This window comes from Natrinema altunense (assembly GCF_000731985.1).
GTDB lineage: Archaea > Halobacteriota > Halobacteria > Halobacteriales > Natrialbaceae > Natrinema > Natrinema altunense.
The window spans coordinates 173,087-192,527 of the sequence record NZ_JNCS01000003.1; the positions used below are offsets into that span (position 1 = coordinate 173,087).

Here is a 19,441-nt window from a genome sequence, read left to right on the forward strand (position 1 = left end):
TCACCGACCTCGGAACCGTCACGCGTCCATCTCACCTCGATCTCGAAGCTCCGCGAGCAGGTCGTCGACGAGCGATTCGACGTCGTCGTACGGAAAGTCGCCGCCGGACGTCTTCGCGTGCAGTTCCATCACGGTCATCGAGAACTCGCCGGATTCGAACGTCGTTCCGGGTCCGTCCGGCAGCGCCGGAACCAGTTCCATCGGTCCCGCAACCGGGTACTCGGCACCCTCGAACGCGTCGACCAGTTGCGCGCGGAGTTCGGCTTCGTCCGTCATCAGGGACCACAGTTCGACTCCGAAACGGATAAGCGTGCAGGTGCTAGCCGGTTCCGAACTGCGGAACGCGCAACCGTACGACATCGGGACGGCCCGCTCCCCGACGCGAGCAGGGCCCTACTGGTTCCGTCCGCTCGAGCGCTTCGGCTTCGAAACGACGCTGAACAGTAGAAACAATAATTAGTCAGCGGCGACCAGTGTCGGGGTATGGCGAAGGATACCGTCAGGTACCCCGACGACGTGGTCGAAGAGATCGACGCGCTCGTCGAAGACGGTATGTTCGAGAGTAAATCCGAGTTCTATCGCTTCTCCGCGGAGTACGTGCTCACCCTGATCGACTCCGACCACGAGGTGAAGACGTTCAACTTCGACGAGATCAAGTCCGAACTCGATATCAGCCAGGAAGACCACGCCAAAGCGCTCGGGGCCGACGGTGGTACGTTCTTCCTCGACGCAGTGATAAACGTTCGAAAACACGGCCTGCGCGGCAACTACGAAGCTGCCGAACGGTTCATCGACACCCACTACGACGAGACCGATCAGGAGTGTATCATTCTCGAGGAACTGCTCGGCACCTATCGGGGCGAGTCGGGCTAGGCGACGGTCACTCGCGTCCGTCGTCCCGCTCCGAACCGTTCTGGACGTTTTCTCCGCGATCGTTTCCATCGGGTCAGTCAGTTCGGATCGAACGGGCCGCCGAGCACGGCCAGATCGACGTTCTCGCCGACGAGCTGCGCCGCACGATCGTACGGCGTCGCGCCAGTCACGTCCGCCTCGGCTGCTGTGGACGTCGCACACGCGGGCCGATCGACGCCGGCCGTCGACGCGACGTGCTCGAGAAACGCCGTTCGGACCGACTCGTTGTCGAACAGGCCGTGCAGATATGTCCCGAGTATCCGTCCGCGGGCCGCGCTCGAGTCGCCCAGCGGCCGGGTCACGTCGCCGACGGCCGTCGTTCGCCCCGCGTGGATCTCGTAGCCCGAAGCGGGACCGTCGGCTCCCGACAGCAGCGGCGAGGCGGTCCCGTCGACGGGAACCGTCGTCCGCTCGAGGCGCTTGTTCCCCTCGAAGCGGGTTTCGACGGGTAACAGCCCCAGTCCGTCGACGACATCGTCCGCGCCCGTTCCCTCGAGCGCGGCGTTGGTGATCCGGTCGCCGAGCATTTGATAGCCGCCACAGACGCCGACGACCGGGCCGTCGAAGGCCGCGAGCGCGTCGGGGAACCCCGCTTCGTGAAGCGCCAGAAGGTCGTCGACCGTGTTCTTCGTCCCCGGAACGACGACCGCGTCGGCGTCGACGCCAGCGAGGGGAGCAGCGTCGCCGTCGCCGACCGGCACGTATACCACCGAAACGCCGGGTTCATCCGCCAACGCCTCGAGATCGGTCGCGTTCGAGATTCTGGGCAGTCGGGGGACGGCGATCCGAATCCGGCGGTCCGCGGGCACGTCGTCGTCCTCGCCGACGACGCCGCGTTCTTCGGTCCCGGGGAGGCCGACGCTGTCCTCCTCGGGAAGCCCCGGGTCGTCGTAGGGTATCACGCCGAGGATCGGGACGCCGGTCCTCGACTCGAGTTCCTCGATCCCGGGCTCGAGCAGCGACGGATCGCCCCGAAATTTCGTAATCACCGCGCCGACGATCCGCTCGCGGATGTCCTCGGGGACGAGTTCGATCGTACCGTAGAGGCTGGCGAAGGCCCCGCCGCGTTCGATATCGACCAGCAAGAGGATGTCGGCGTCCGCGAACGCGGCGGTCTCGACGTTCGCGAGGTCCCGATCGTGGAGATTGATTTCGCCGATGCTACCCGCACCCTCGGCGACGATCACATCGGTATCGGCGGCCAGCCTGCGGTAGGACGCTTCGGCGGCCTCGCGCGCTCGCTCCCAGTAGTCCTCGTAGTAGGTGCCGGCGGGCACGTGGTCGTGGGCCGTTCCGTGCACCACCAGCTGGCTCTCGCCGTCGCCCCGGGGCTTGAGGAGAACGGGATTACAGTCCGTCGTCGGCGTGATCCGGGCTGCGCGAGCCTGTACGAACTGCGAAACGCCGATTTCGCCCCACTGATCGTCGGTGGTATCGCTGTCTCCCTCATCACCGCTCCGTTCGCTATTCGGCTGGCCATCCGCGTCCGGCCGCACGACGACTCGAGCGTTGTTGCTCATGTTCTGGCCCTTGAACGGGGCGACGTCGATTCCGCGATCGGCGAGCAGCCTGCAGAGGCCGGCCGCGACCGTCGACTTGCCGACGTGGCTCGCGGTTCCGGCGACGAGGAGAGTTTTGGTCATCCGCGTTGGGCGGTACTTGAGTAGCGGAAGGTATCGTCCTATCGGTTCGTGTTCATACCGCACTCGTTATCTCAGAGAACTGGTACGCACGTTATCCACTGAAATATCTTGATCACATGCGGAATCACGAAGCGCGCTATCTTCAGTCACCAGTGTGAGATCATTCCGCTCTGCAGTAGCAAGATAAGCCGCGTCATAGAACGTGAGTCCGTTTGCTTGAGCGACATCCATTGTTGGAGGGAGGTTTTCGTTAATCACGGTACTCAGTCTCATTTCCGTCCCAAGTCGATCGAGAATATCAATCGCGTCTTCCAACTCATCATCAGTCAGATTATCGTTGACCATCCCAATCTTCCAAAGCGAATTCGCTACCTCATACATCGTCAAATCTAATATATATTCGTCAAACAAGATGCTGATGTCTAAATCGGAACCACTTTCGCCAATGAGTATATCTACCACAGAGCTAGCGTCAAAGACATATTCAGGCATTAGTTCTCCTGACGGGTTTCACGAACTGCTTCAACGATCTCATCAGTTTCTATACCATCATCTACCTTCTTTCTGAGGGAATCCACGTCTCGTCTCAGTTTTTCCCTCCTACGTTCGGTGATTTCCTCCTCGAGAGCATTACGAATAACCTCGCTCACATTGATATCTTCCTGTTCCAGTTCCTTCTTTAGGTCATCGGGGATCTTCGCTGATACTGTCGACATACGTGGTCGTATTACGCCACAGTATTACTAAAAGGTTTTCTCCAAAGTTAATAGGGTTGAAGGAGAGCAAAGAGATCCGTGTGAGTAGATCTATCCCGCTCTCGCCTCCTTCACGACTGTTCAGTCTCCTTGGGCCCCGATTCCAGTCGTTTGCGAGCGACTATTCTGCCCGATATCGTGCGTCCCAGCGCGGGCCGGCGCGACTCGAGAGGACGAGTCCGACGATCCCCACGACGATCCCGCCGAGGGCGAGCGCGACGGCGAGTGTCGCCGACGGCGGGACGACGACGAAGCCGGCGACCAGCGTCGGCACCAGCGGGACGGCGACGCCGACAGTGAACGTCGCAAAGCGGACGGCGTCGAAGAGGAACTCGTTGGGATCGAAGCCCGCGATGTAGACGGTGAGGCCGTAGTAGTACAGCGCGTAGCCCGCCAGCAGCACGGCGCCGACGACGGCGTCGACGAGCGTCGCGTCGAACCAGATGACGGCGGCGAGATAGGGCACTGCGACCGCCGGCGCACCCACCAGGACGAACGCGATCCGCTTCGCACGGAAGACGTCGGCGATCGAGACGGGGTAGGTGAGGTAGGCCTCGAGCGAATCGAACTGGGTCAGCCAGTTGTACGTCGTAAACGCCGAGAGGCCGAGGACGCCGCCGAAGAAGATCCCCGGCGCGGGCGCGACGCCGGTGATCGAGTCGACGACGCCGACGAGCGCGGCCACGAGCGCCAGCAGGATGCTGGCGGAGACGAACGGCTTCCAGACGCCGCCCGAGGAGCGCGCGAGGTCGAGCAGCGACTTCGTGACCAGCGGGGCGTCCTCGAGCGGCAGCGCATCACTGATCCGGGCGAAGCGATCGCTCGCGGTCCGCGAGGGTCGCCCGTAGGTCGGATCGTAGACCGCGAGCGAGCCCGCCGCGACGGCGAGGGTTCCGACGGCCAGTCCGCCGGCGGCGGCCGGGGTGCCGTCGATCGGGACCAAGACCGACCGAACCGGTCCCAGTCGACCGGTCGCCCAGCCGCCGACGACGGCGAGTCCGATCCCCAGCCCGATGACCCAGGACGGGACGCCGCGCGTGCGGACGGCGATCAGTGCGACGGTGGTGGCCATCCCGACGGCGAAGACGAGGGAGAGCGAAAGCCAGAACAGGCCGATCGAGAGCGGCGGCGTCGCCGACGGCCCGTCGACCGCGAGACCCCCCAGCGACATGGGCAACACGAACGCGACCGCGTAGAACAGCCCGTCTTTCAGGAGGAACGCGCCCAGCAGCCGTCGGCGCGAGAGCGGCAACGTCGTCGACGACGAGAGCAACAGCGACAGCCGCCCGAAGACGTTCTCGAGCATGTCCGACCCGGCAAAGCCCGCGGTCCCGCTGTAGAGCCCGAAACCGACGGCGAGGACGTGGAGCCCGCCGACGACCGTCCCGGGTGCGGTGCCGGTCTCGACGAGCGCGACGGTCGCGCTCACGGTCAACAGCGCGATCACGAACGGGAAGAGCGCGAACCGCCAGCCGCCGAACAGTTGCGTGTGGAGCCGCCATTCCTCCCGAAAGAGGATCGCGAGCAGCCGCGGGGTCGACAGGCCGGCGTCGGAGCGGGTCGCGTCCGTCGCGCTCGCGCCGTCGGTCGTTCTCGGCTCGCTCATGTCTGCAGTTGCTCGAGCGCCGGCGTGTCTCGCGCGTCCTCGCCCTCGACGCGGTCGAGGAAGAGGTCGAGCAGCGACTCGTCGGGCGCGTCGTCGGCCAGGGAGCGTTCGGCCACGAGCCGCCCGTCGGCGACGATGCCGACGCGGGTGCAAATCTCCTCGGCGACGTCGATGTTGTGCGTCGAGACGAAGACGGCGTTGTCGTCGGCCGCGTAGGAGACGAGAAAGCGCTTGACCTGTTCCTGGACGAGCGGGTCGAGGTTCGCCAGCGGCTCGTCGATGAAGACCACGTCGGGTTCGTGGACGAACGCCTGCGCGATCATCACTTTCTGTTGTTGTCCCCGCGAGAGGTCCGTATGCAGCGTGTCGAGTTTGCTCTCGAACCCGAGCCGCTCGGCCCACGTGTCGGTCCGTTCGGCGACCCGATCGGGATCGAGACCCCGCACCTCGCCGACGAACGCGAGGTATTCGCGGGGCGTAAGAAAGCTCGGCGGCGATTCCTGCTCGGGCAGAATGCCGACCTTCCGGCGCGTCTCGATCGGGTCGACGACCGGGTCGGTTGCGAGGACGCTCACGTCGCCCGCGTCCGGCTCGATCTGTCCGGTCAGGACCCGAATCGTGGTGGTTTTCCCGGCACCGTTCGGACCGAGAAAGCCGTATACCTCGCCCCGGTCGACGTCGAACCCCATCCCATCCACTGCGTTGACAGTTCCGTATGTCTTTCGCAGTCCGGCGACTCGAATCACACCCATTGGCTTGCCAGTCTTTCTCAGTATCTGATAATAATTGTGTTGGTCGGCACGGAGTGCTGCCGGTTGGCACGTCCGATGGCGCGTTCGCAGCGAGTCGGTCAGAACTCGGTTCCCCGTCGCGCTCGCTGGCCATCGTCGATCGGATGTTTCACCTTCCGAACGTTCGTGATCAGGTCCGCACGATCGGCGAGGTAGTCGGGTTCGGTGTGACTCCCCGACAACACCAACTCGAGGGCGGCCGGCTTCGCGTCGATGAGGTCGTGTACGTCCTTTTCCGAGAGCAGGCCTCGATCCGCGGCGTAGAGCACCTCGTCGAGGAGCAGCATGTGCATGCCCGCCTCGGGCGGTGCGTCGAGGTCGATCGGCTCACCGAGGTCGGCCTCCGCGGCGGCCGCGAGCAACTCGTGAGCGCGCTCGAGGCCGGCCTGTGCCTCGGCCTCGTGGTCGGCCTCGTCGCTCCCGTCCGCCATCCCGTGCCAGCCGTAGTGACCAAGGTTCTCGTAACTGATGCCCGGCAGGGCGGCCATCGCGTTGTACTCGCCGCGAACGGCGTCGACGCTCGAGGCCCCGCCTTTCATGAACTGGAGCATGTGGACGCGGTAGCCGTGGCCGGCGGCGCGCATTCCCATGCCGAGCGTGGCGGTCGTCTTCCCCTTTCCGTCGCCCCACCAGACCTGAACGAGGCCGAATTCCTCGGGCGCGGCCGGTTCGATCCGCTCGGCCGCCGGCGTTCGTCCCTTCCCCGGCGTGTTCTCGACCGTGGACTCGGGTGTCCGATCGTCACTCATACCCGTGCCCTCGGGCCGGTTGCACATGTAGTTGCCCCATCTTAATTCAAGTAGGGAATCCCGCCCTTTAGGGCGGGGAGGATGTCACCGATTCGTCGCCACCGACCGTCCCGGTCCCGCTCGGTGACACCCCTAACCAAACGTGTCTTTAGGCCTCGCTCCTAACCTCCCGGCACCCAATGTCCCTCGAGTTTTCCTCGTCCGGCGACACTCCCGGCTTCGGGTGCGTCATCGCCGCGCTCGACGACGAGGCGTGTCGGGAGATCATCGCGGTACTCGAGGAGCCGATGACGGTCGAAGACATCGCCGAGGCGACGGACCGGCCGCTCTCGACGACCTACCGTAAACTCGACTGTCTGACCGAGGCGGGACTCGCCGAGGAGGCTGTCGGGGTCCGCGAGGGCCGCCACCGGAAGTCCCGGTACGTCGCCAATCTCGAGGCGATTTCGATCGCCCTCGACGACGACAACGAGCTGTGTATCGACATCGAACGCTCCACGGCGTTTGGCATCTGGTCGGAGCTCCAGCGGGAGTTCTGAGGGCGGCCCTCGCTCGGCTCGAGTCGCGGCCGCCGAGCCGAGCGTGGCCACTGCAACGCTCTCCGCGCTGGTCGTACGACCGTCGCGCGCTCGGATACGATGACGGTCAGTCGCGACTCTCGCTCCCGACGAGATCGGCGTCCGTCGGTCCCTGTCCGTCGAACTCCCGAACGAACGCGTCGAGTCGTGCCGGCTCCGACGCCCCCGGCAGTCGCTCGTCGGCGGTGGTACAGTCGGCGGTCACCCCGAGCCGGTCACAGACGAGATCCGCGGTCGTCTCGGCCATTCGGCGGTAGGTCGTCAGCTTCCCGCCGACGACGCTACAACAGTTCGCGACGCCGTCGTCGGTGTGATCGAGCAGGTGAAAGCCCCGCGAGATCCCGCGGCCGCCGCGAGCGGCCTCCTCGGGTTCGTACAGCGGGCGAACGCCCCACCACGTCCGAACGCGGGGTGCGGTAGCGACCGGCGGCAGCATCGCCGCGCACTCCCGAACCGTCTCCGTGATCTCCCACTCGGCGTGCTCGTAGTCGTCGGGATCGTCGACCGACACGCTCGTCGTGCCGAGGACGACCTCGCCGCCGTGGGGCACGATTATATCGCCGTCGTCGGGCTCGCGACACCGGTTGAGGACCGGCTCGAGGCCGTCGTACTCGACCGAGACCATGACGCCGCGTGTCGGCCGCATCTCGACGGTCGCCCCCACCATGTCCGCGATCCGGCCGGCGTGAGGGCCGGTCGCGTTCACGACGTAGGTCGGCCGCACCGTTTCGTCGGCGTCGCCGCCGAGGGCGACGCTCGTCACCCGCCCGTCCTCGACGGTCACGTCCGTGACCGGCGCGTGCGTGCGGATTCGCGCGCCGTGCTCGCGGGCGTCGGCCGCGTTGGCGGCGCTCAGCCGCGAGGGGAGGACGACGCCGTCGGGAACCCACATCGCTCGATCGACGTCGTCTGCGAGGTCCGGAACCGCCTCGCGGGCCGCGTCCCCGTCGACGACCTCGGTCTCGATTCCCAGGTCCTCGCAGGCGTCGCGCTTCGCATCGAAGTACGCCGGCTCGTCGTCCGCGAGTTGGACGAACAGTCCGCGGGTCTCTCGAACGCACGCGCCGCCGATACGGCGCAGGATGCGGTTCTCCTCGAGACACGCCTCGGCTTCCGGGCCGTCGGCCTCGGCGTAGCGAGCCCCGCTGTGAAGCAGGCCGTGTGACCGGCCCGACGTTCCCGACGAGAGCCCGTCCCGCTCGACCAGCGTCACGTCGACACCGCGGCGCGCGAGATCCCTGGCGATTCCCGTCCCGGTGGCACCGCCCCCGATCACGAGGGCGTCCGTTCGGCTGTCCATACTCGAGCAACGGCTCCCAGACGGACGTACCTTTCACCGTGGCCGTCGGTGGGCGTCGCGTCGACGAAAACGGGATGTCACGAGCCGGCGGCCGTGTCGGGATCGGTTCGTGGGACTGTGCCGTGCGTTACGGGCTGTACTCCGGCGACTGGGCTTCGATCGTAGCCGCGACGTTCTCGAGTTCCTCGCCGATCGTCGCGATCAGATCGTCCAGCGTGGCGATGCCCGCTAACTCGCCGTCGTCGTCGACGATCGGGAATCGACGGACGTTGTTGTCGCGGATCGCCTCCGAAATCGCGACCGGATCGTCGTCCTCGTGGACCGTTACCGGCCGTTCGGTCATCACGTCCTCGACCGAGACCGACCCGACATCGTCGTGGTCGTGGATCGCGAGCGCCGCGTCGCGGTCGGTGATCATCCCGACCGGTTCGTCGTCTTCGGTGACGACGACCGACCCGACGTTTTCGGACTCGAGCGTCGCCGTGATCTCCTCGAGTCGACTGTCCGGACTCGTCGTGACGACAGCCTGGGGACCGAGTTTGCCAATGGACATACGTCGGTTCGACGGACTCCGAGCCGACTATTCAAATCGCGCCTTTCACACGAAACCGACCGCGCCCGAAGCAGCCGGACGCCGGCTCGAAGCGTGGTCGCTACCGATAGCCGAGTACCCGGAGCTTCTCCGTTACCTCGTCCTCGTCCATGCGAACGGACTCGACCGGCGGCTCCTCGACGATCCGTCTCCGATCGTCCCCGTCGACGACGTGCCAGGGAACGCGTCGCAGCGACTCGGCCGCCAGGTACTCGAAGTGCCCGTACTTGCGGCCCGTCAAGGGCAACAGCCGTTCGCCGAGGAGTTCGCCGTGGTCGGCGGAGATGACGGCTTTCCCGTCCACCTCGCGGATCAATCGGTCGGCGTAGGGGAGGACGATCTCGAGGGTCTCCGCGTACGCGCGTCGCAGATCGCCGACGTCGATGCCGAACGTATCGTCCTCGACGATCTCGTAGAGTTGCACGTTCAGCGCGCCGAAGCGGTCCCCGCGCCCGCCGCGGGATACCGACGAGAGGTCCCGCTGGGACGCGATCCGCTGGTAGATCTCGAGTCCGGTCTCGCCGATGAGCGGGACGTGCGGTTGCAGGAAGTGGACGAGCAGCCGCTTGGTGGGGTGTCGCTCGTGTGCCTCGAGCGCCGTCTCGACGACGGTTTCCGGGTCGATCACGTAACTGTCCGCCAGGAGACGGGCGTCGAAGACGTCGGCCGCATCGACGGCGGCCGACTCCGCGACCGGGTCCGGTGACACCGGATAGATCGCATGAAACACGTCGTCGCCGATGTCGGCCGTGAAGGCGTTGCCGCTGACGTAGACGGTGTCGTGGTGCGTTCTCCCCGTGAAATTCGCGTCGATCCACCCCGGGCTGCTGGAGCCGGCGGACAACCGGGACTCGAGGGTGCCGTCGATCCAGTTCAGTTCGGCGAAGAAATCGTATCGGCAGGCGTCGAGGACGAGGAGCGTGTCCCAGTCCTCGGCCATGACGTCGATCCCGCTTCCGTGTCGGAGTTCGAAGAGTTCCCGATGGGCCGACCAGAGGTACTTGCAGAGCTCCGTCCAGACGAGCCGTGGCTCCCGGATCCCGTTGCGAACGCTCTGCATCGAGTATTTCGTGCGCGACATGCCCACGTGAGACTGTGCCGAGACCAGCACATATAAAACGGGGACGGACTGCTGCTGGCGAGAAGACCGGTCGACCGGGCGGGGTGGGGCATCCGCGTGCCGGTCCCCCAGCTGTCGGTGTTTTGGGACAGTGCATCGCTACTTCCGTCGGCAGCGATGCACCGCTCGAGCGACAACCCTGTTTCCCGAGTCGCTCACTCGGGCGGCGAGTAGCCGGAAAACCGCGGCTCGATGGAGCCGTCGTTACCGTTTCGCGGCGACCTTGTCGGCGAACCGCTCGCGGACCTTCTCGACTTTCGGGGCCGCGTGCATCGTACAGTAGGCGTCGTTCGGGTTCTTCTCGAAGTAGTCCTGATGTTTCTCCTCGGCGCGGTAGAAGGTCTCGAGGGGCTCGAGTTCGGTCACCACGTCGTCGTCGTACTCCTCGTCGAGAGCCTCGATGTAGGCCTCGGCCTGGGTTTGCTGGTCCGCGTCGTGATACAGGACGATCGAGCGATATTGCGTGCCCACGTCCGGCCCTTGCCGATCGAGTTGGGTCGGGTCGTGGGTGGCGAAGAACACCTCGAGCAGGTCGTCGTAGCCGATCTCCGCGGGGTCGTACTCGACCTGGACGACCTCCGCGTGGCCGGTGTCGCCCGAACAAACCTCGCGATAGGTCGGCTCCTCGACGTGTCCGCCCGCGTAGCCGGACGTGACCGACTCCACGCCCTCGAGTTCCTTCATCGCCGCTTCCGTACACCAGAAACAACCGCCGCCGAACGTGGCGCGTTCCATACCCCGTCTTACGGCGCGACCGAGGAAAGATGTGACGGGAATCCCGGTGGCTCCGACGGCCCGCCGTCCGCGCCTCGCGTCCTCAACCGCGCCGTCCGTGACGCCGCGTCCGGCCGCGGTCGACCCCGACGGCCCGCCCGTCGCGCGTCGGGTCGGCCGCGCCGCGCAGTTCGTCGTCGCCGATTTCGATGACCTGGACGTTGCCGAAGTCACCGCTAGACGCGTCGCTCCAGACCTGTCCGAACCGGCTCGTCGCCTCGCGAGCGCGCGCCGGGACGCCGTCTTCCCACATGATCGGCGGACACTCCGTGGTGAACACGGTCGGTTCGGAGAGGGCCGCGAGCGGCTCGAGTCCGTAGACGTAACGGTGGAGGAGCGTCTGTGCGACCGAGGTGATGATCGTCCAGCCCCCCGGCGAGCCCACGGTGAACTCGGGGACGCCGTCGCGCAGGACGATGATGGGGCTCATGCTGCTCAGCGGCCGCTTCCACGGTGCGACCCTGTTCGGCCCTTCAGGGACGGCATCGAAATCCGTCAGTTCGTTGTTGAGCATGAAGCCGCGGCCGGGGACCATCAGCCCCGACCCCATGAGCTGCTCGATGGTCGAGGTGTACGAGACGGCGTTTCCGTCGGCGTCGACGACGGAGAAGTGAGTCGTCGAGCCGTGCTTCGGATCGGGTGACGGCCCCCGCGCAGGCTCGACGCCGGACGGGGTGCCGGGAGCGACGCACTCTCCCGCCTCGTAGTCCGCAAGCGTTTCTCCGGTGCGGACGAGTGCCGCACGCTCCTCGAGATACGCGTCGGAGAGCAGGCCGTCGATCGGAACGTCCACGAACTCGGGATCGCCCATGTACTCGTTTCGGTCGGCCCAGGCCAGGCTCGTCGCCTCGGCGATCAGGTGATACATCGCCGGCGACCGCCTGTCGTACCGTCCGATGTCGAGGAACGAGAGCAGTTTCAGGATGGCCGCCACGGTGCTCGGACCCGAACTCGGAAGCGGTTGGCCGACGATCTCGACGCCGTTCCACTCGGCGCGGACCGGGTCGTCGATCGTGACGTCGTAGGCCGCGAGGTCGTCGGTGGTCATGCTCCCGCCGGCGTCCCGGACCGTCGCGGCGAGATCCGCCGCGATGGGACCCTCGTAGAAGGCCTCGGCCCCGTCTCGTTCGATCGCTTCGAGCGTCTCGGCGAGATCGGTGTTGACGTGCGTGTCGCCCTCCGTGAGGGGCCGCCCGTTCGCGTCCGAGTAGGCCGCCTTCGCCGCGTCGTTGAACTTCTCCCAGTTCTCCGCGATCTGTGCGGCGAAGACTGCATCGATCGGGAAGCCGTCGGCCGCGAGGTCGATCGCGGGGGTGAGCAGCCGCTGTCGTGGTCGAGTCCCGTGTCGATCCAGTGCGGTTTCCAGTCCCATCACGGTCCCCGGAACGCCGACGGCCTGGCCCAGTCGGATTCGATCCGCGAAGGGGATCGGGTCGCCGTCCTCGTCGAGGAACATGTCCGCGGTCGCACCCCGAGGTGCGCGCTCGCGGCTGTCGATGACGTCGACCTCGTCCGCGTCGGCGTCGTAGATCACCATGAACCCGCCGCCGCCGATCCCCGATCCGTGGGGCTGGGTGACCGTCAGGACGTACTGTAACGCCACGGCGGCATCGACGGCGGTTCCCCCCTCGCGCAGCACGCCCGCGGCGACGCCGGAGGCGATCGGATCGACGCTCGAGACCATGCCGTCGGCCGCGGTCACCTGCCGCCCACACGTGAACTGCGGGTGTGCACACTCGATTCCGCGGGCGTCGAGAGTCGACCATCCGTCGCTCGCCGCGACGGAGCGTGTGCTGATGCCGAGCGCACCGGCGGCCGTTCCGGCGCTGGCCAGAAACGCGCGTCGCTCGAGTCCCGGCTGATCGCTCCGCCGTGACGTGCTCCCGTCGCCTTCGTTCCCACCGATCCGGTTTCTCATGTTTCGGATACCCGGCCAACCGTCGACAGTACCGGTCAAAACACCTTCGGCGGATACGGTGCCGCTACCGGTTGGCTCAGCGGCCCCGTCCGAGTAGGGGCCGCCAACGGACGGTCTAGTCGCATCGTACTGTGCTCGAGCCCAGCGATCGAGCGGGTCCGAGACGACTGCGTGAGTTCACCGGTCGTCGGTCTGCCAGGTCAGCAACACGCCGTCGTCGAGTCGGTCGACGGCTTCTAACTCGAGCGCCGGAAACGCCGCGACGAACCCCTCGCCGTCGGCGAGGGTCGGCGCGTCGCGACCGCCGATGAGTGTCGGCCCGACGAACGTCCGGAGTTCGTCGACCAGTCCGGCTTCGAACAGCGAGAAGATGAGTTCGCCGCCGCCTTCGACCATGAGCCGCTCGAGGCCCTGTTCTTGCAACGCCGCGAACGCCCGCAGGAGGTCGACCCGGTCGTCGCCCGCGGTGAGCAACTCGGCGTGCTCGGCGAGTGCCAGCCGCCGGTCGACGGGCGCGGCCTCGCTCAGACAGAGGTAGGTCGTCGCCGCGTCGTCGAGAACCGCCGCGTCCGTTGGCGTCCGTCCGATCGAGTCGACGACGACCCGTGCGGGAGATGCCGGTCGGCCGTCATCGCGGCGACGCTCCCGGAGCGCGTCGTCTTTGACGGTCAGATGCGGGTCGTCCGCGAGGACCGTCCCGACGCCGACGACGACGGCGTCGCTTTTCGCCCGGAGCCGGTCGACGCGCGCGAAGTCCTCGTCGCCGCTGATCGCGAGTTGCTCCCGGCGTCGCGAGGAGAGTTTCCCGTCGGCGCTCATGGCGGCGTTGACCACGACGTGCATACCATCGCTGCGGGTGCGACGGTCAAGAACGCTGCCCTCTCGCCGCTCCGGCCGCTCGAGTTACCGCAGGCGGTTGCGCCTCGTGGGACGAACACACTCCGACAGGGAGGCACGCGGAGCAGCCACTCGACGAACAGCTAACACCCGCGTTCCACAACAAAACATAAGTAATAAATCTTTCTGGTTCTATTCGTAGACTGTATGGGTGCGGAAGGCAGCCGGAAAATAACGCTCCCGCTGGTGTTCGTGATCGGGTTCAGTTTGCTCTCCAGCGGGCTATTCGGATTCCCACCGCTCCCTCGAGACGGGGTCGCCCTTGTCGTCTACGGATCAATTCTGTTTGCCGTTGGGATGTGGCGCGGAACCGCTGCCGAGGACTCCCGTCGGTGATCGTCGGGAGCGCGGGATCGGCAGGCACCGCGACTCAGTTCGGCTATACGTCGGTATATACCATCGCATACCGAACATATAAACGACTTATCGGGGTTCGCGGAATCGTTCGGACGCTACGCGTGACGACCGCCAACACCCCATCCGACGACGCGGTATCGTTCGACCACCGCCACATCGACCTCGAGAATCGGGACGAGGTCTACGTCATCGGCGACGTCCACGGCTGTTTCGACGCGCTCGAGGCGCTGTTGGGGACGCTGGATCTCGGCGCGAACGACCTCGCCGTGTTCGTCGGCGATCTGGTGCGCAAGGGACCGGAGAGCAAGGCCGTCCTCGATCGCGTCAGGCGGTCGCCGCGGCTGCTCTCCGTCCGCGGAAACAACGAGCGAAAACTGCTCGAGGGCGAGGCCTCGCTGTCGGCCCTCGACGCGGTCGACTACCAGTATCTCGAGTCGCTTCCGACGGCGATTTCGTGGGACGGCGGACTCGTCGTCCACGGCGGACTCGACCCCAGCCGACCGCTGTCGGGACACTCCGACGACGACGTGCTGACGATGCGGTCGCCGGTCGGCAACGGCTACGACGGCCCGTTCTGGTTCGACCGCTACGAGGGGCCGCCGCGGGTCTTCTTCGGTCACACCGTCCTCGCGGAACCGATCGAACGCGAGTGGGCGGTGGGCCTCGATACCGGGTGTGTCTACGGTGGGCAACTGACGGCGTACGACGTTCGCCGCGGGGAGTCCGTTAGCGTGGCCGGACCCGGCCACGTCGAGCGGTCGTCGGAAAAGATCGTCGGAGCCGATCGCGAGTGAGATGCGGGGGGATTCCGGGCCGAACGAACGGGACGCGACGGAGCGCGACGATCGGGACTCGCCGACGGACGAACGGTCGTCCGAGGGGACGCCGAGCGATGACCCGACAGTTTCGTTTCGGGAACTCCTCGACGGGAGCGACGCGGACGCGCCCGCCGCTGCCGACGGGACGGACGAGCGATCGGTCGACGAGACGCCGGACGCGACTGACGCCAATCGGGACGAGGAATCCGTGATCCTCAAGCGGACGGACGCGACCGACGATCTCGTCCCGGCGACGGGGTCCGACCGGGACGTGCTCCCGGTCCCCGCGTCCGCGGAGATCAACCCCGCGCGGTCGGACGTCGATCTCACGGCACCGGCCTACTACCTGAACCGCGAACTCAGCGAACTCGCGTTCCAGCGACGGGTCCTCCACGAGGCGCTCGACGGGGACAACCCGCTGTTGGAGCGCGTGAGGTTCCTCGCGATCGTCACCACGAACCTCGACGAGTTCTTCCGCAAGCGCATCGGCGGGCTGAAACAGCAGATCGCGGCCGGCGTGACCGAGGAGACGCCGGACGGGCGCACGCCCGACGAGCAGTGGGCGGCGGCCCTCGAGACGGCTCGGCCGCTGTTCGAGCGGCAGGCGGCGTGTTATCGCGAGGAGATCCGCCCGGCGCTGGCCGATGCGGGGATTCACATCGCCGACTACGACGACCTTTCGGCCGTCGAACGCCAGCAGTTGCGCGAGTACTTCGAGAGTTCCGTCCTGCCGACCCTGACCCCGCTGACGTTCGATCCGGCCCACCCGTTCCCGTTCATCTCGAATCAGAGCCTCTCGCTGGCCGTCTTGACGCGGGAACGACCCGGCGAGGAGGTGACCTTCTCCCGCGTGAAGATCCCGCGCAATCAGATGCGGTTCGTTCAACTCGGCGACGACACGCGGTACGTCCTCCTCGAGGATGTCGTCCGGGCGAACCTCGAGTTGCTCTTTCCCGACGTCGAAATCGTCGACACCGCCCTCTTCAGGGTGACGCGAAACGCGGAGGTCAGACGCGACGAGGAAGTCGCCGAAGACCTGATCGAGATGATCGAGGAGGTCATCGAGGAACGGCGCTTCGCCACCGCCGTTCGACTCGAGATCGAGCGCGACGCGCCGGAGGCGGTTCGCGAGATCCTCACGCGCGAACTCGGACTCGACGAGCGGGAGGTGTTCCACCTCGACGGCCCGCTGGATTACCGCGACTTCGCCGATCTGACCGACCTCGATCGCCCCGACCTGAAACTCCCCGCGTGGTCGCCACAGCCCCATCCGCGGTTGGGTCGTTGCGAGGACGCGACGAACGTCTTCGACGCGATCAGCGACGGCGACGTGCTCGTCCACCACCCGTACCACTCCTTCGAGGGGACCGTCCAGCGCTTCCTGGAGGCGGCGGCCAACGACCCCGACGTGCTCGCGATCAAAGCGGCGATCTACCGCACCGCCAGCGATTCGCAGATCATCGAGAGTCTGCTCGAGGCCGCCCGGAACGGCAAACAGGTCGCCGTCATGGTCGAACTCAAGGCCCGCTTCGACGAAGAGAACAACCTCGCGTGGGCGAAGAAACTCGAGGAGGCGGGCATCCACGTCGCGTACGGGACGATCGGCTACAAGACGCATACGAAAACCTCGCTGGTCGTCCGGGAGGAGGACGACGGGGTCCGGCTCTATTCACACGTCGGCACCGGCAACTACCACTCCGAGACCGCCAAGCAGTACGAGGACCTCGGACTGTTGACGGCCGACCGGGACATCGGTCAGGACCTCGTCAGGCTGTTCAACTACTTCACCGGCCACTCGATGTGTCGGGACTACCGACGCCTGCTCATCGCGCCCGGAAACATGCGCGATCGGTTCGTCGACCTCATTCGAGCCGAAGCCGAGCACGCGCGCAACGGTGAGGACGCACACATCGTCGCCAAAATGAATCGGTTGGAGGACCCGGCGATCGTCAGAGAACTCTACGAGGCGTCGATGGCCGGTGTCGACATCGACCTGATCGTCCGGGACATCTGCCGGCTCCGCCCCGGGCTCGAGGGGGTCAGCGACACGATCGACGTCTACAGCGTCGTCGGCCGCTTCCTCGAGCACTCGCGGGTCTTCTACTTCCGAGCGGGCGGGGACGAACGATACTACATCGGCTCGGCGGATTGGATGACTCGCAATCTCGACAACCGGGTGGAAGCCATCGCGCCGATCGACGAGCCGCGACTCCGACAGCGACTCGACGAGATCCTCGAGACGCTGCTCTCGGACGATCGGAACAGGTGGGTGATGCGATCGGACGGGACCTACGAGCGGTGCCAGCCCGCGGCCGACGGTTCGAGCACGAACGTACACGAAACGCGTATGCGATCAGTTCTCGCGGAGACGCGGCGCGATACTCGTCGGTAGGGCGGATTGACCGAGTACTCGACGGTGGCTTGCGGTCCGTTCCGTTGTTGGCACTCGAGGGACGCGGACCCGGTTTCCGACGGCCGAGGCCGGTCGGTCGGCGACGAAACCGACGCCGGCCGCTATACCCGTATGGAGCGAACAATAGCACAATTAGCAGCCGCTTTGTACGTGTCGTCGCTCGGTTCGCGTACGCACGAGACCTATGACCGGACCCACCAGCGGTTACGGCGATCGGTCGCCTCGACAGCGGCTAGCCACGGCTACGCAGTACTCGACCGACGGAACCGACCTCGAGTCGATCGTCGTCCGATACGAGGACCGGCCCGATCGGTGGACCATCACGCCGCGGGAGTGCCCGGATTCGGACCGGATGACGACGTGGCTTTCGGCGGACGCTCGGGCGACCGTCGACCTCGACGACGTCCGATAGCCGACGTGATCCCTCGCGGTGGGTCGCGCATCGGTATTTCCGTTCGGATCGATCCGGCCGGTTCCATCGCTCGACTGTATCATTTACTATATAGGTCTATATATGGCAACTGTTGTCGATGTATGGGTATCGATCATTATGGGGGAAAACACGCGTAGTATGGCCTCTACTAATAGATCTGCTCTACGGCAACCTCTCTATAGACGGGTGGATTTATATTGTTGCGATCGGAAGCGGGGCGTATGGAGACGCGCAAGGTTCAGGTCACGGGTGGGTCGACGTTCACCGTTTCGTTGCCGAAGACCTGGGCGACCGACAACGACGTCAGCAGCGGCACCACGGTCGAATTCTATCCCGAAGGGGACGAACTCCTTTTGACGCCCGAACGCGAGACCCGACGCCAGGAAGGGACGCTCGACGTCTCGGGTCTCGAGGACGAGGAGTTGATGCGGGCCGTGATGACGATGTACGTCAGCGGCTTCGATGTCATCTCGCTCGAGGCGGGGCGGATCACGACCGAGCAGCGCAGCGCGATCCGCGACGCGACCCAGCGACTCGTCGGCGTCGAGGTGCTCGAGGAGACCAGCGACAGCGTGGTCATTCAGGACCTGCTCGACTCCTCGGAGCTGTCGATCGTCAACGCCGTCACGCGCATGCGCCTGATCGCCCAGTCGATGCTCGAGGACGCGGTGACGGCGCTGATCGAGAACGACGACGACATCGCCCACGACGTAATCGAGCGCGACGACGACGTCGACCGCCTCTGGCTGGTCGTCTCGCGGATCTTCCGCGCGACGCTGCGATCGCCGCGTGCGGTCGAGGAACTCGGCGTCTCCCGCGAGGACTGTTTCGACTATCATTCGAGCGCCCGCCAACTCGAGCGGATCGCCGACCACGCCGTCAAGATGAGCGACATCGCGCTCAAACTCGACGATCTCCCCGCCGACGTGGCCGACGCGATCCATGGACTCCACGCCGAAGCCGCGACCGTCTTCGAACAGTCGATGGACGCACTGTTCGCCGACGACGCCGACGAGGCCAACCGACTGGGTCACGACGCCCTCGCGGCCGTCGTCGAGATCGACGAGCACACCCGCCAGATCGACGACATGCTTCGGGACCTCGAGCCGGCACAGGCCCAGTCGCTGGGGCTGATCGTCGACTCGTTGTCACGAAGCGCCGACTACGGCGGGAACGTCGCCGAAACGGCGCTGCAGAAGGCCGCGCCGCGCCCGTGATAGGGTGCCGAACGCGCAGGTGGAGTTAAGTCCGTCCGCTGTAGACGGCCGCTGTGACTACCGGCCGCAGTGGCTGACGGCGTGCTCGTCTACGGCGACGACTACGGCAACATCGTCGCGCTCGGGGAGCCGTAACCCGAGCAGTAGGAAACTGCGGTCGAAAAGTCGTTACTCGACGAGAACGGCGTTGACCTGCCCGGTCTGGCCGGGGCGGGACGTGACGCGGGCCTGTCCTTCCGAGGTCTCGATGACGGCCCCCTTCGTGACGATGTTCCGGCGGACGTAGTTCGGGTTGGCGTCGTTCTCGACGACGTCCTCGATCTCCGCGGAGACCGTTTCGCTGCCCTTGTTGACGCTCGCGACGTTCGTCGCGAGTGCGCGGGTCTTCGATCCGTTCCCTCGAACGTCGACGGTTCGGAACCGCGGCTCGCCGACCTCGGTCTCCGTCGGGAGGCGACCGAGTTCGTTCTTGCGGCGCTTTCGAACGTTCTTCAGTCGACCACCGGTTCGCTTGCGCGTAGAGCGTCCCTGATCTTGCATACCCGATAAAAATCCGGGCGTATACTTG

20 protein-coding genes are annotated in these 19,441 nt (G+C 65.9%); 6 read left to right on the forward strand and 14 right to left on the reverse strand.

Annotated elements, in window-relative coordinates:
- Positions 1–18: 18 nt before the first annotated feature.
- Positions 19–276, reverse strand: coding sequence for an MTH865 family protein (locus tag ALTAJ2_RS07695; RefSeq protein ID WP_007109195.1), 258 nt, complete (start codon positions 274–276; stop codon positions 19–21).
- 207 nt (positions 277–483) lie between these two features.
- Between ALTAJ2_RS07695 and ALTAJ2_RS07700 the strand changes: the two genes are divergently transcribed.
- Positions 484–873 carry a ribbon-helix-helix domain-containing protein gene (locus ALTAJ2_RS07700; RefSeq protein WP_007109194.1) on the forward strand — a complete coding sequence of 130 codons (390 nt, stop codon included), beginning with the start codon at positions 484–486 and terminating at the stop codon, positions 871–873.
- Between the two features lie 77 nt (positions 874–950).
- Here ALTAJ2_RS07700 and ALTAJ2_RS07705 read toward each other — a convergent pair whose 3' ends face one another.
- From ALTAJ2_RS07705 to ALTAJ2_RS07730, 6 genes are all read right to left on the reverse strand, one after another.
- On the reverse strand, positions 951–2,555 hold the full coding sequence (locus ALTAJ2_RS07705; protein WP_007109193.1) for a cobyric acid synthase: 1,605 nt from the start codon (positions 2,553–2,555) through the stop codon (positions 951–953).
- A gap of 66 nt (positions 2,556–2,621) precedes the next feature.
- Positions 2,622–3,047, reverse strand: coding sequence for a type II toxin-antitoxin system VapC family toxin (locus tag ALTAJ2_RS07710; RefSeq protein ID WP_007109192.1), 426 nt, complete (start codon positions 3,045–3,047; stop codon positions 2,622–2,624).
- Positions 3,047–3,271, reverse strand: coding sequence for a hypothetical protein (locus ALTAJ2_RS07715; protein WP_007109191.1), 225 nt, complete (start codon positions 3,269–3,271; stop codon positions 3,047–3,049). The genes ALTAJ2_RS07710 and ALTAJ2_RS07715 overlap by 1 nt, the downstream gene beginning before the upstream one ends.
- Positions 3,272–3,431: 160 nt before the next feature.
- Positions 3,432–4,916, reverse strand: a complete 1,485-nt coding sequence (locus ALTAJ2_RS07720; protein ID WP_007109190.1) for a hypothetical protein — start codon at positions 4,914–4,916, stop codon at positions 3,432–3,434.
- Positions 4,913–5,668 (reverse strand): ABC transporter ATP-binding protein, encoded by a 756-nt coding sequence (locus tag ALTAJ2_RS07725; protein ID WP_049900232.1) that lies wholly within the window; start codon positions 5,666–5,668, stop codon positions 4,913–4,915. The genes ALTAJ2_RS07720 and ALTAJ2_RS07725 overlap by 4 nt, the downstream gene beginning before the upstream one ends.
- A 98-nt stretch (positions 5,669–5,766) precedes the next feature.
- The gene (locus ALTAJ2_RS07730) at positions 5,767–6,456 is read right to left on the reverse strand and encodes a cob(I)yrinic acid a,c-diamide adenosyltransferase (RefSeq protein ID WP_007109188.1); all 690 of its coding nucleotides are present in this window, start codon (positions 6,454–6,456) and stop codon (positions 5,767–5,769) included.
- 179 nt (positions 6,457–6,635) lie between these two features.
- Between ALTAJ2_RS07730 and ALTAJ2_RS07735 the strand changes: the two genes are divergently transcribed.
- Positions 6,636–6,995, forward strand: a complete 360-nt coding sequence (locus ALTAJ2_RS07735; RefSeq protein ID WP_007109187.1) for a winged helix-turn-helix domain-containing protein — start codon at positions 6,636–6,638, stop codon at positions 6,993–6,995.
- 106 nt (positions 6,996–7,101) lie between these two features.
- Here ALTAJ2_RS07735 and ALTAJ2_RS07740 read toward each other — a convergent pair whose 3' ends face one another.
- The 6 genes from ALTAJ2_RS07740 to ALTAJ2_RS07765 all read right to left on the reverse strand — a co-directional run bounded on the left by ALTAJ2_RS07740 (position 7,102) and on the right by ALTAJ2_RS07765 (position 13,581).
- Complete coding sequence (locus tag ALTAJ2_RS07740) at positions 7,102–8,334, reverse strand: FAD-dependent oxidoreductase (RefSeq protein WP_007109186.1); 1,233 nt, start codon at positions 8,332–8,334, stop codon at positions 7,102–7,104.
- Positions 8,335–8,461: 127 nt separating this feature from the next.
- On the reverse strand, positions 8,462–8,887 hold the full coding sequence (locus ALTAJ2_RS07745; protein ID WP_007109185.1) for a CBS domain-containing protein: 426 nt from the start codon (positions 8,885–8,887) through the stop codon (positions 8,462–8,464).
- Positions 8,888–8,987: 100 nt separating this feature from the next.
- The gene (locus ALTAJ2_RS07750; protein WP_007109184.1) at positions 8,988–10,007 is read right to left on the reverse strand and encodes a hypothetical protein; all 1,020 of its coding nucleotides are present in this window, start codon (positions 10,005–10,007) and stop codon (positions 8,988–8,990) included.
- A gap of 243 nt (positions 10,008–10,250) precedes the next feature.
- Positions 10,251–10,781 carry a peptide-methionine (S)-S-oxide reductase MsrA gene (gene msrA, locus ALTAJ2_RS07755; protein ID WP_007109183.1) on the reverse strand — a complete coding sequence of 177 codons (531 nt, stop codon included), beginning with the start codon at positions 10,779–10,781 and terminating at the stop codon, positions 10,251–10,253.
- A gap of 82 nt (positions 10,782–10,863) precedes the next feature.
- The gene (ggt, locus tag ALTAJ2_RS07760) at positions 10,864–12,738 is read right to left on the reverse strand and encodes a gamma-glutamyltransferase (RefSeq protein ID WP_007109182.1); all 1,875 of its coding nucleotides are present in this window, start codon (positions 12,736–12,738) and stop codon (positions 10,864–10,866) included.
- A gap of 177 nt (positions 12,739–12,915) precedes the next feature.
- Positions 12,916–13,581 (reverse strand): 2,5-diamino-6-(ribosylamino)-4(3H)-pyrimidinone 5'-phosphate reductase, encoded by a 666-nt coding sequence (locus ALTAJ2_RS07765; protein ID WP_007109181.1) that lies wholly within the window; start codon positions 13,579–13,581, stop codon positions 12,916–12,918.
- Between the two features lie 512 nt (positions 13,582–14,093).
- Between ALTAJ2_RS07765 and ALTAJ2_RS07775 the strand changes: the two genes are divergently transcribed.
- The 4 genes from ALTAJ2_RS07775 to ALTAJ2_RS07790 all read left to right on the forward strand — a co-directional run bounded on the left by ALTAJ2_RS07775 (position 14,094) and on the right by ALTAJ2_RS07790 (position 18,873).
- On the forward strand, positions 14,094–14,786 hold the full coding sequence (locus tag ALTAJ2_RS07775) for a metallophosphoesterase family protein (RefSeq protein WP_049900295.1): 693 nt from the start codon (positions 14,094–14,096) through the stop codon (positions 14,784–14,786).
- Position 14,787: 1 nt separating this feature from the next.
- Positions 14,788–17,202, forward strand: a complete 2,415-nt coding sequence (gene ppk1, locus ALTAJ2_RS07780; RefSeq protein ID WP_007109178.1) for a polyphosphate kinase 1 — start codon at positions 14,788–14,790, stop codon at positions 17,200–17,202.
- 205 nt (positions 17,203–17,407) lie between these two features.
- The gene (locus ALTAJ2_RS07785; protein WP_007109177.1) at positions 17,408–17,635 is read left to right on the forward strand and encodes a DUF7511 domain-containing protein; all 228 of its coding nucleotides are present in this window, start codon (positions 17,408–17,410) and stop codon (positions 17,633–17,635) included.
- A gap of 242 nt (positions 17,636–17,877) precedes the next feature.
- Entirely contained in the window at positions 17,878–18,873 is a 996-nt protein-coding gene (locus tag ALTAJ2_RS07790) for a phosphate uptake regulator PhoU (protein WP_007109176.1), read from the forward strand.
- A 168-nt stretch (positions 18,874–19,041) separates the two neighbouring features.
- On the opposite strand, the gene ALTAJ2_RS07795 is transcribed toward ALTAJ2_RS07790, so the two are convergent.
- On the reverse strand, positions 19,042–19,413 hold the full coding sequence (locus ALTAJ2_RS07795; RefSeq protein ID WP_007109175.1) for a 30S ribosomal protein S8e: 372 nt from the start codon (positions 19,411–19,413) through the stop codon (positions 19,042–19,044).
- Positions 19,414–19,441 lie beyond the last annotated feature (28 nt).

What these genes read in the sequence shown, in the direction of transcription:
- ALTAJ2_RS07695 (WP_007109195.1), bottom strand. Translation starts at nt 276, where the DNA reads ATGACGGACGAAGCCGAACTCCGCGCGCAACTGGTCGACGCGTTCGAG.
- ALTAJ2_RS07700 (WP_007109194.1), top strand. Translation starts at nt 484, where the DNA reads ATGGCGAAGGATACCGTCAGGTACCCCGACGACGTGGTCGAAGAGATC.
- ALTAJ2_RS07705 (WP_007109193.1), bottom strand. Translation starts at nt 2,555, where the DNA reads ATGACCAAAACTCTCCTCGTCGCCGGAACCGCGAGCCACGTCGGCAAG.
- ALTAJ2_RS07710 (WP_007109192.1), bottom strand. Translation starts at nt 3,047, where the DNA reads ATGCCTGAATATGTCTTTGACGCTAGCTCTGTGGTAGATATACTCATT.
- ALTAJ2_RS07715 (WP_007109191.1), bottom strand. Translation starts at nt 3,271, where the DNA reads ATGTCGACAGTATCAGCGAAGATCCCCGATGACCTAAAGAAGGAACTG.
- ALTAJ2_RS07720 (WP_007109190.1), bottom strand. Translation starts at nt 4,916, where the DNA reads ATGAGCGAGCCGAGAACGACCGACGGCGCGAGCGCGACGGACGCGACC.
- ALTAJ2_RS07725 (WP_049900232.1), bottom strand. Translation starts at nt 5,668, where the DNA reads ATGGGTGTGATTCGAGTCGCCGGACTGCGAAAGACATACGGAACTGTC.
- ALTAJ2_RS07730 (WP_007109188.1), bottom strand. Translation starts at nt 6,456, where the DNA reads ATGAGTGACGATCGGACACCCGAGTCCACGGTCGAGAACACGCCGGGG.
- ALTAJ2_RS07735 (WP_007109187.1), top strand. Translation starts at nt 6,636, where the DNA reads ATGTCCCTCGAGTTTTCCTCGTCCGGCGACACTCCCGGCTTCGGGTGC.
- ALTAJ2_RS07740 (WP_007109186.1), bottom strand. Translation starts at nt 8,334, where the DNA reads ATGGACAGCCGAACGGACGCCCTCGTGATCGGGGGCGGTGCCACCGGG.
- ALTAJ2_RS07745 (WP_007109185.1), bottom strand. Translation starts at nt 8,887, where the DNA reads ATGTCCATTGGCAAACTCGGTCCCCAGGCTGTCGTCACGACGAGTCCG.
- ALTAJ2_RS07750 (WP_007109184.1), bottom strand. Translation starts at nt 10,007, where the DNA reads ATGTCGCGCACGAAATACTCGATGCAGAGCGTTCGCAACGGGATCCGG.
- msrA (WP_007109183.1), bottom strand. Translation starts at nt 10,781, where the DNA reads ATGGAACGCGCCACGTTCGGCGGCGGTTGTTTCTGGTGTACGGAAGCG.
- ggt (WP_007109182.1), bottom strand. Translation starts at nt 12,738, where the DNA reads ATGAGAAACCGGATCGGTGGGAACGAAGGCGACGGGAGCACGTCACGG.
- ALTAJ2_RS07765 (WP_007109181.1), bottom strand. Translation starts at nt 13,581, where the DNA reads ATGCACGTCGTGGTCAACGCCGCCATGAGCGCCGACGGGAAACTCTCC.
- ppk1 (WP_007109178.1), top strand. Translation starts at nt 14,788, where the DNA reads ATGCGGGGGGATTCCGGGCCGAACGAACGGGACGCGACGGAGCGCGAC.
- ALTAJ2_RS07785 (WP_007109177.1), top strand. Translation starts at nt 17,408, where the DNA reads ATGACCGGACCCACCAGCGGTTACGGCGATCGGTCGCCTCGACAGCGG.
- ALTAJ2_RS07790 (WP_007109176.1), top strand. Translation starts at nt 17,878, where the DNA reads ATGGAGACGCGCAAGGTTCAGGTCACGGGTGGGTCGACGTTCACCGTT.
- ALTAJ2_RS07795 (WP_007109175.1), bottom strand. Translation starts at nt 19,413, where the DNA reads ATGCAAGATCAGGGACGCTCTACGCGCAAGCGAACCGGTGGTCGACTG.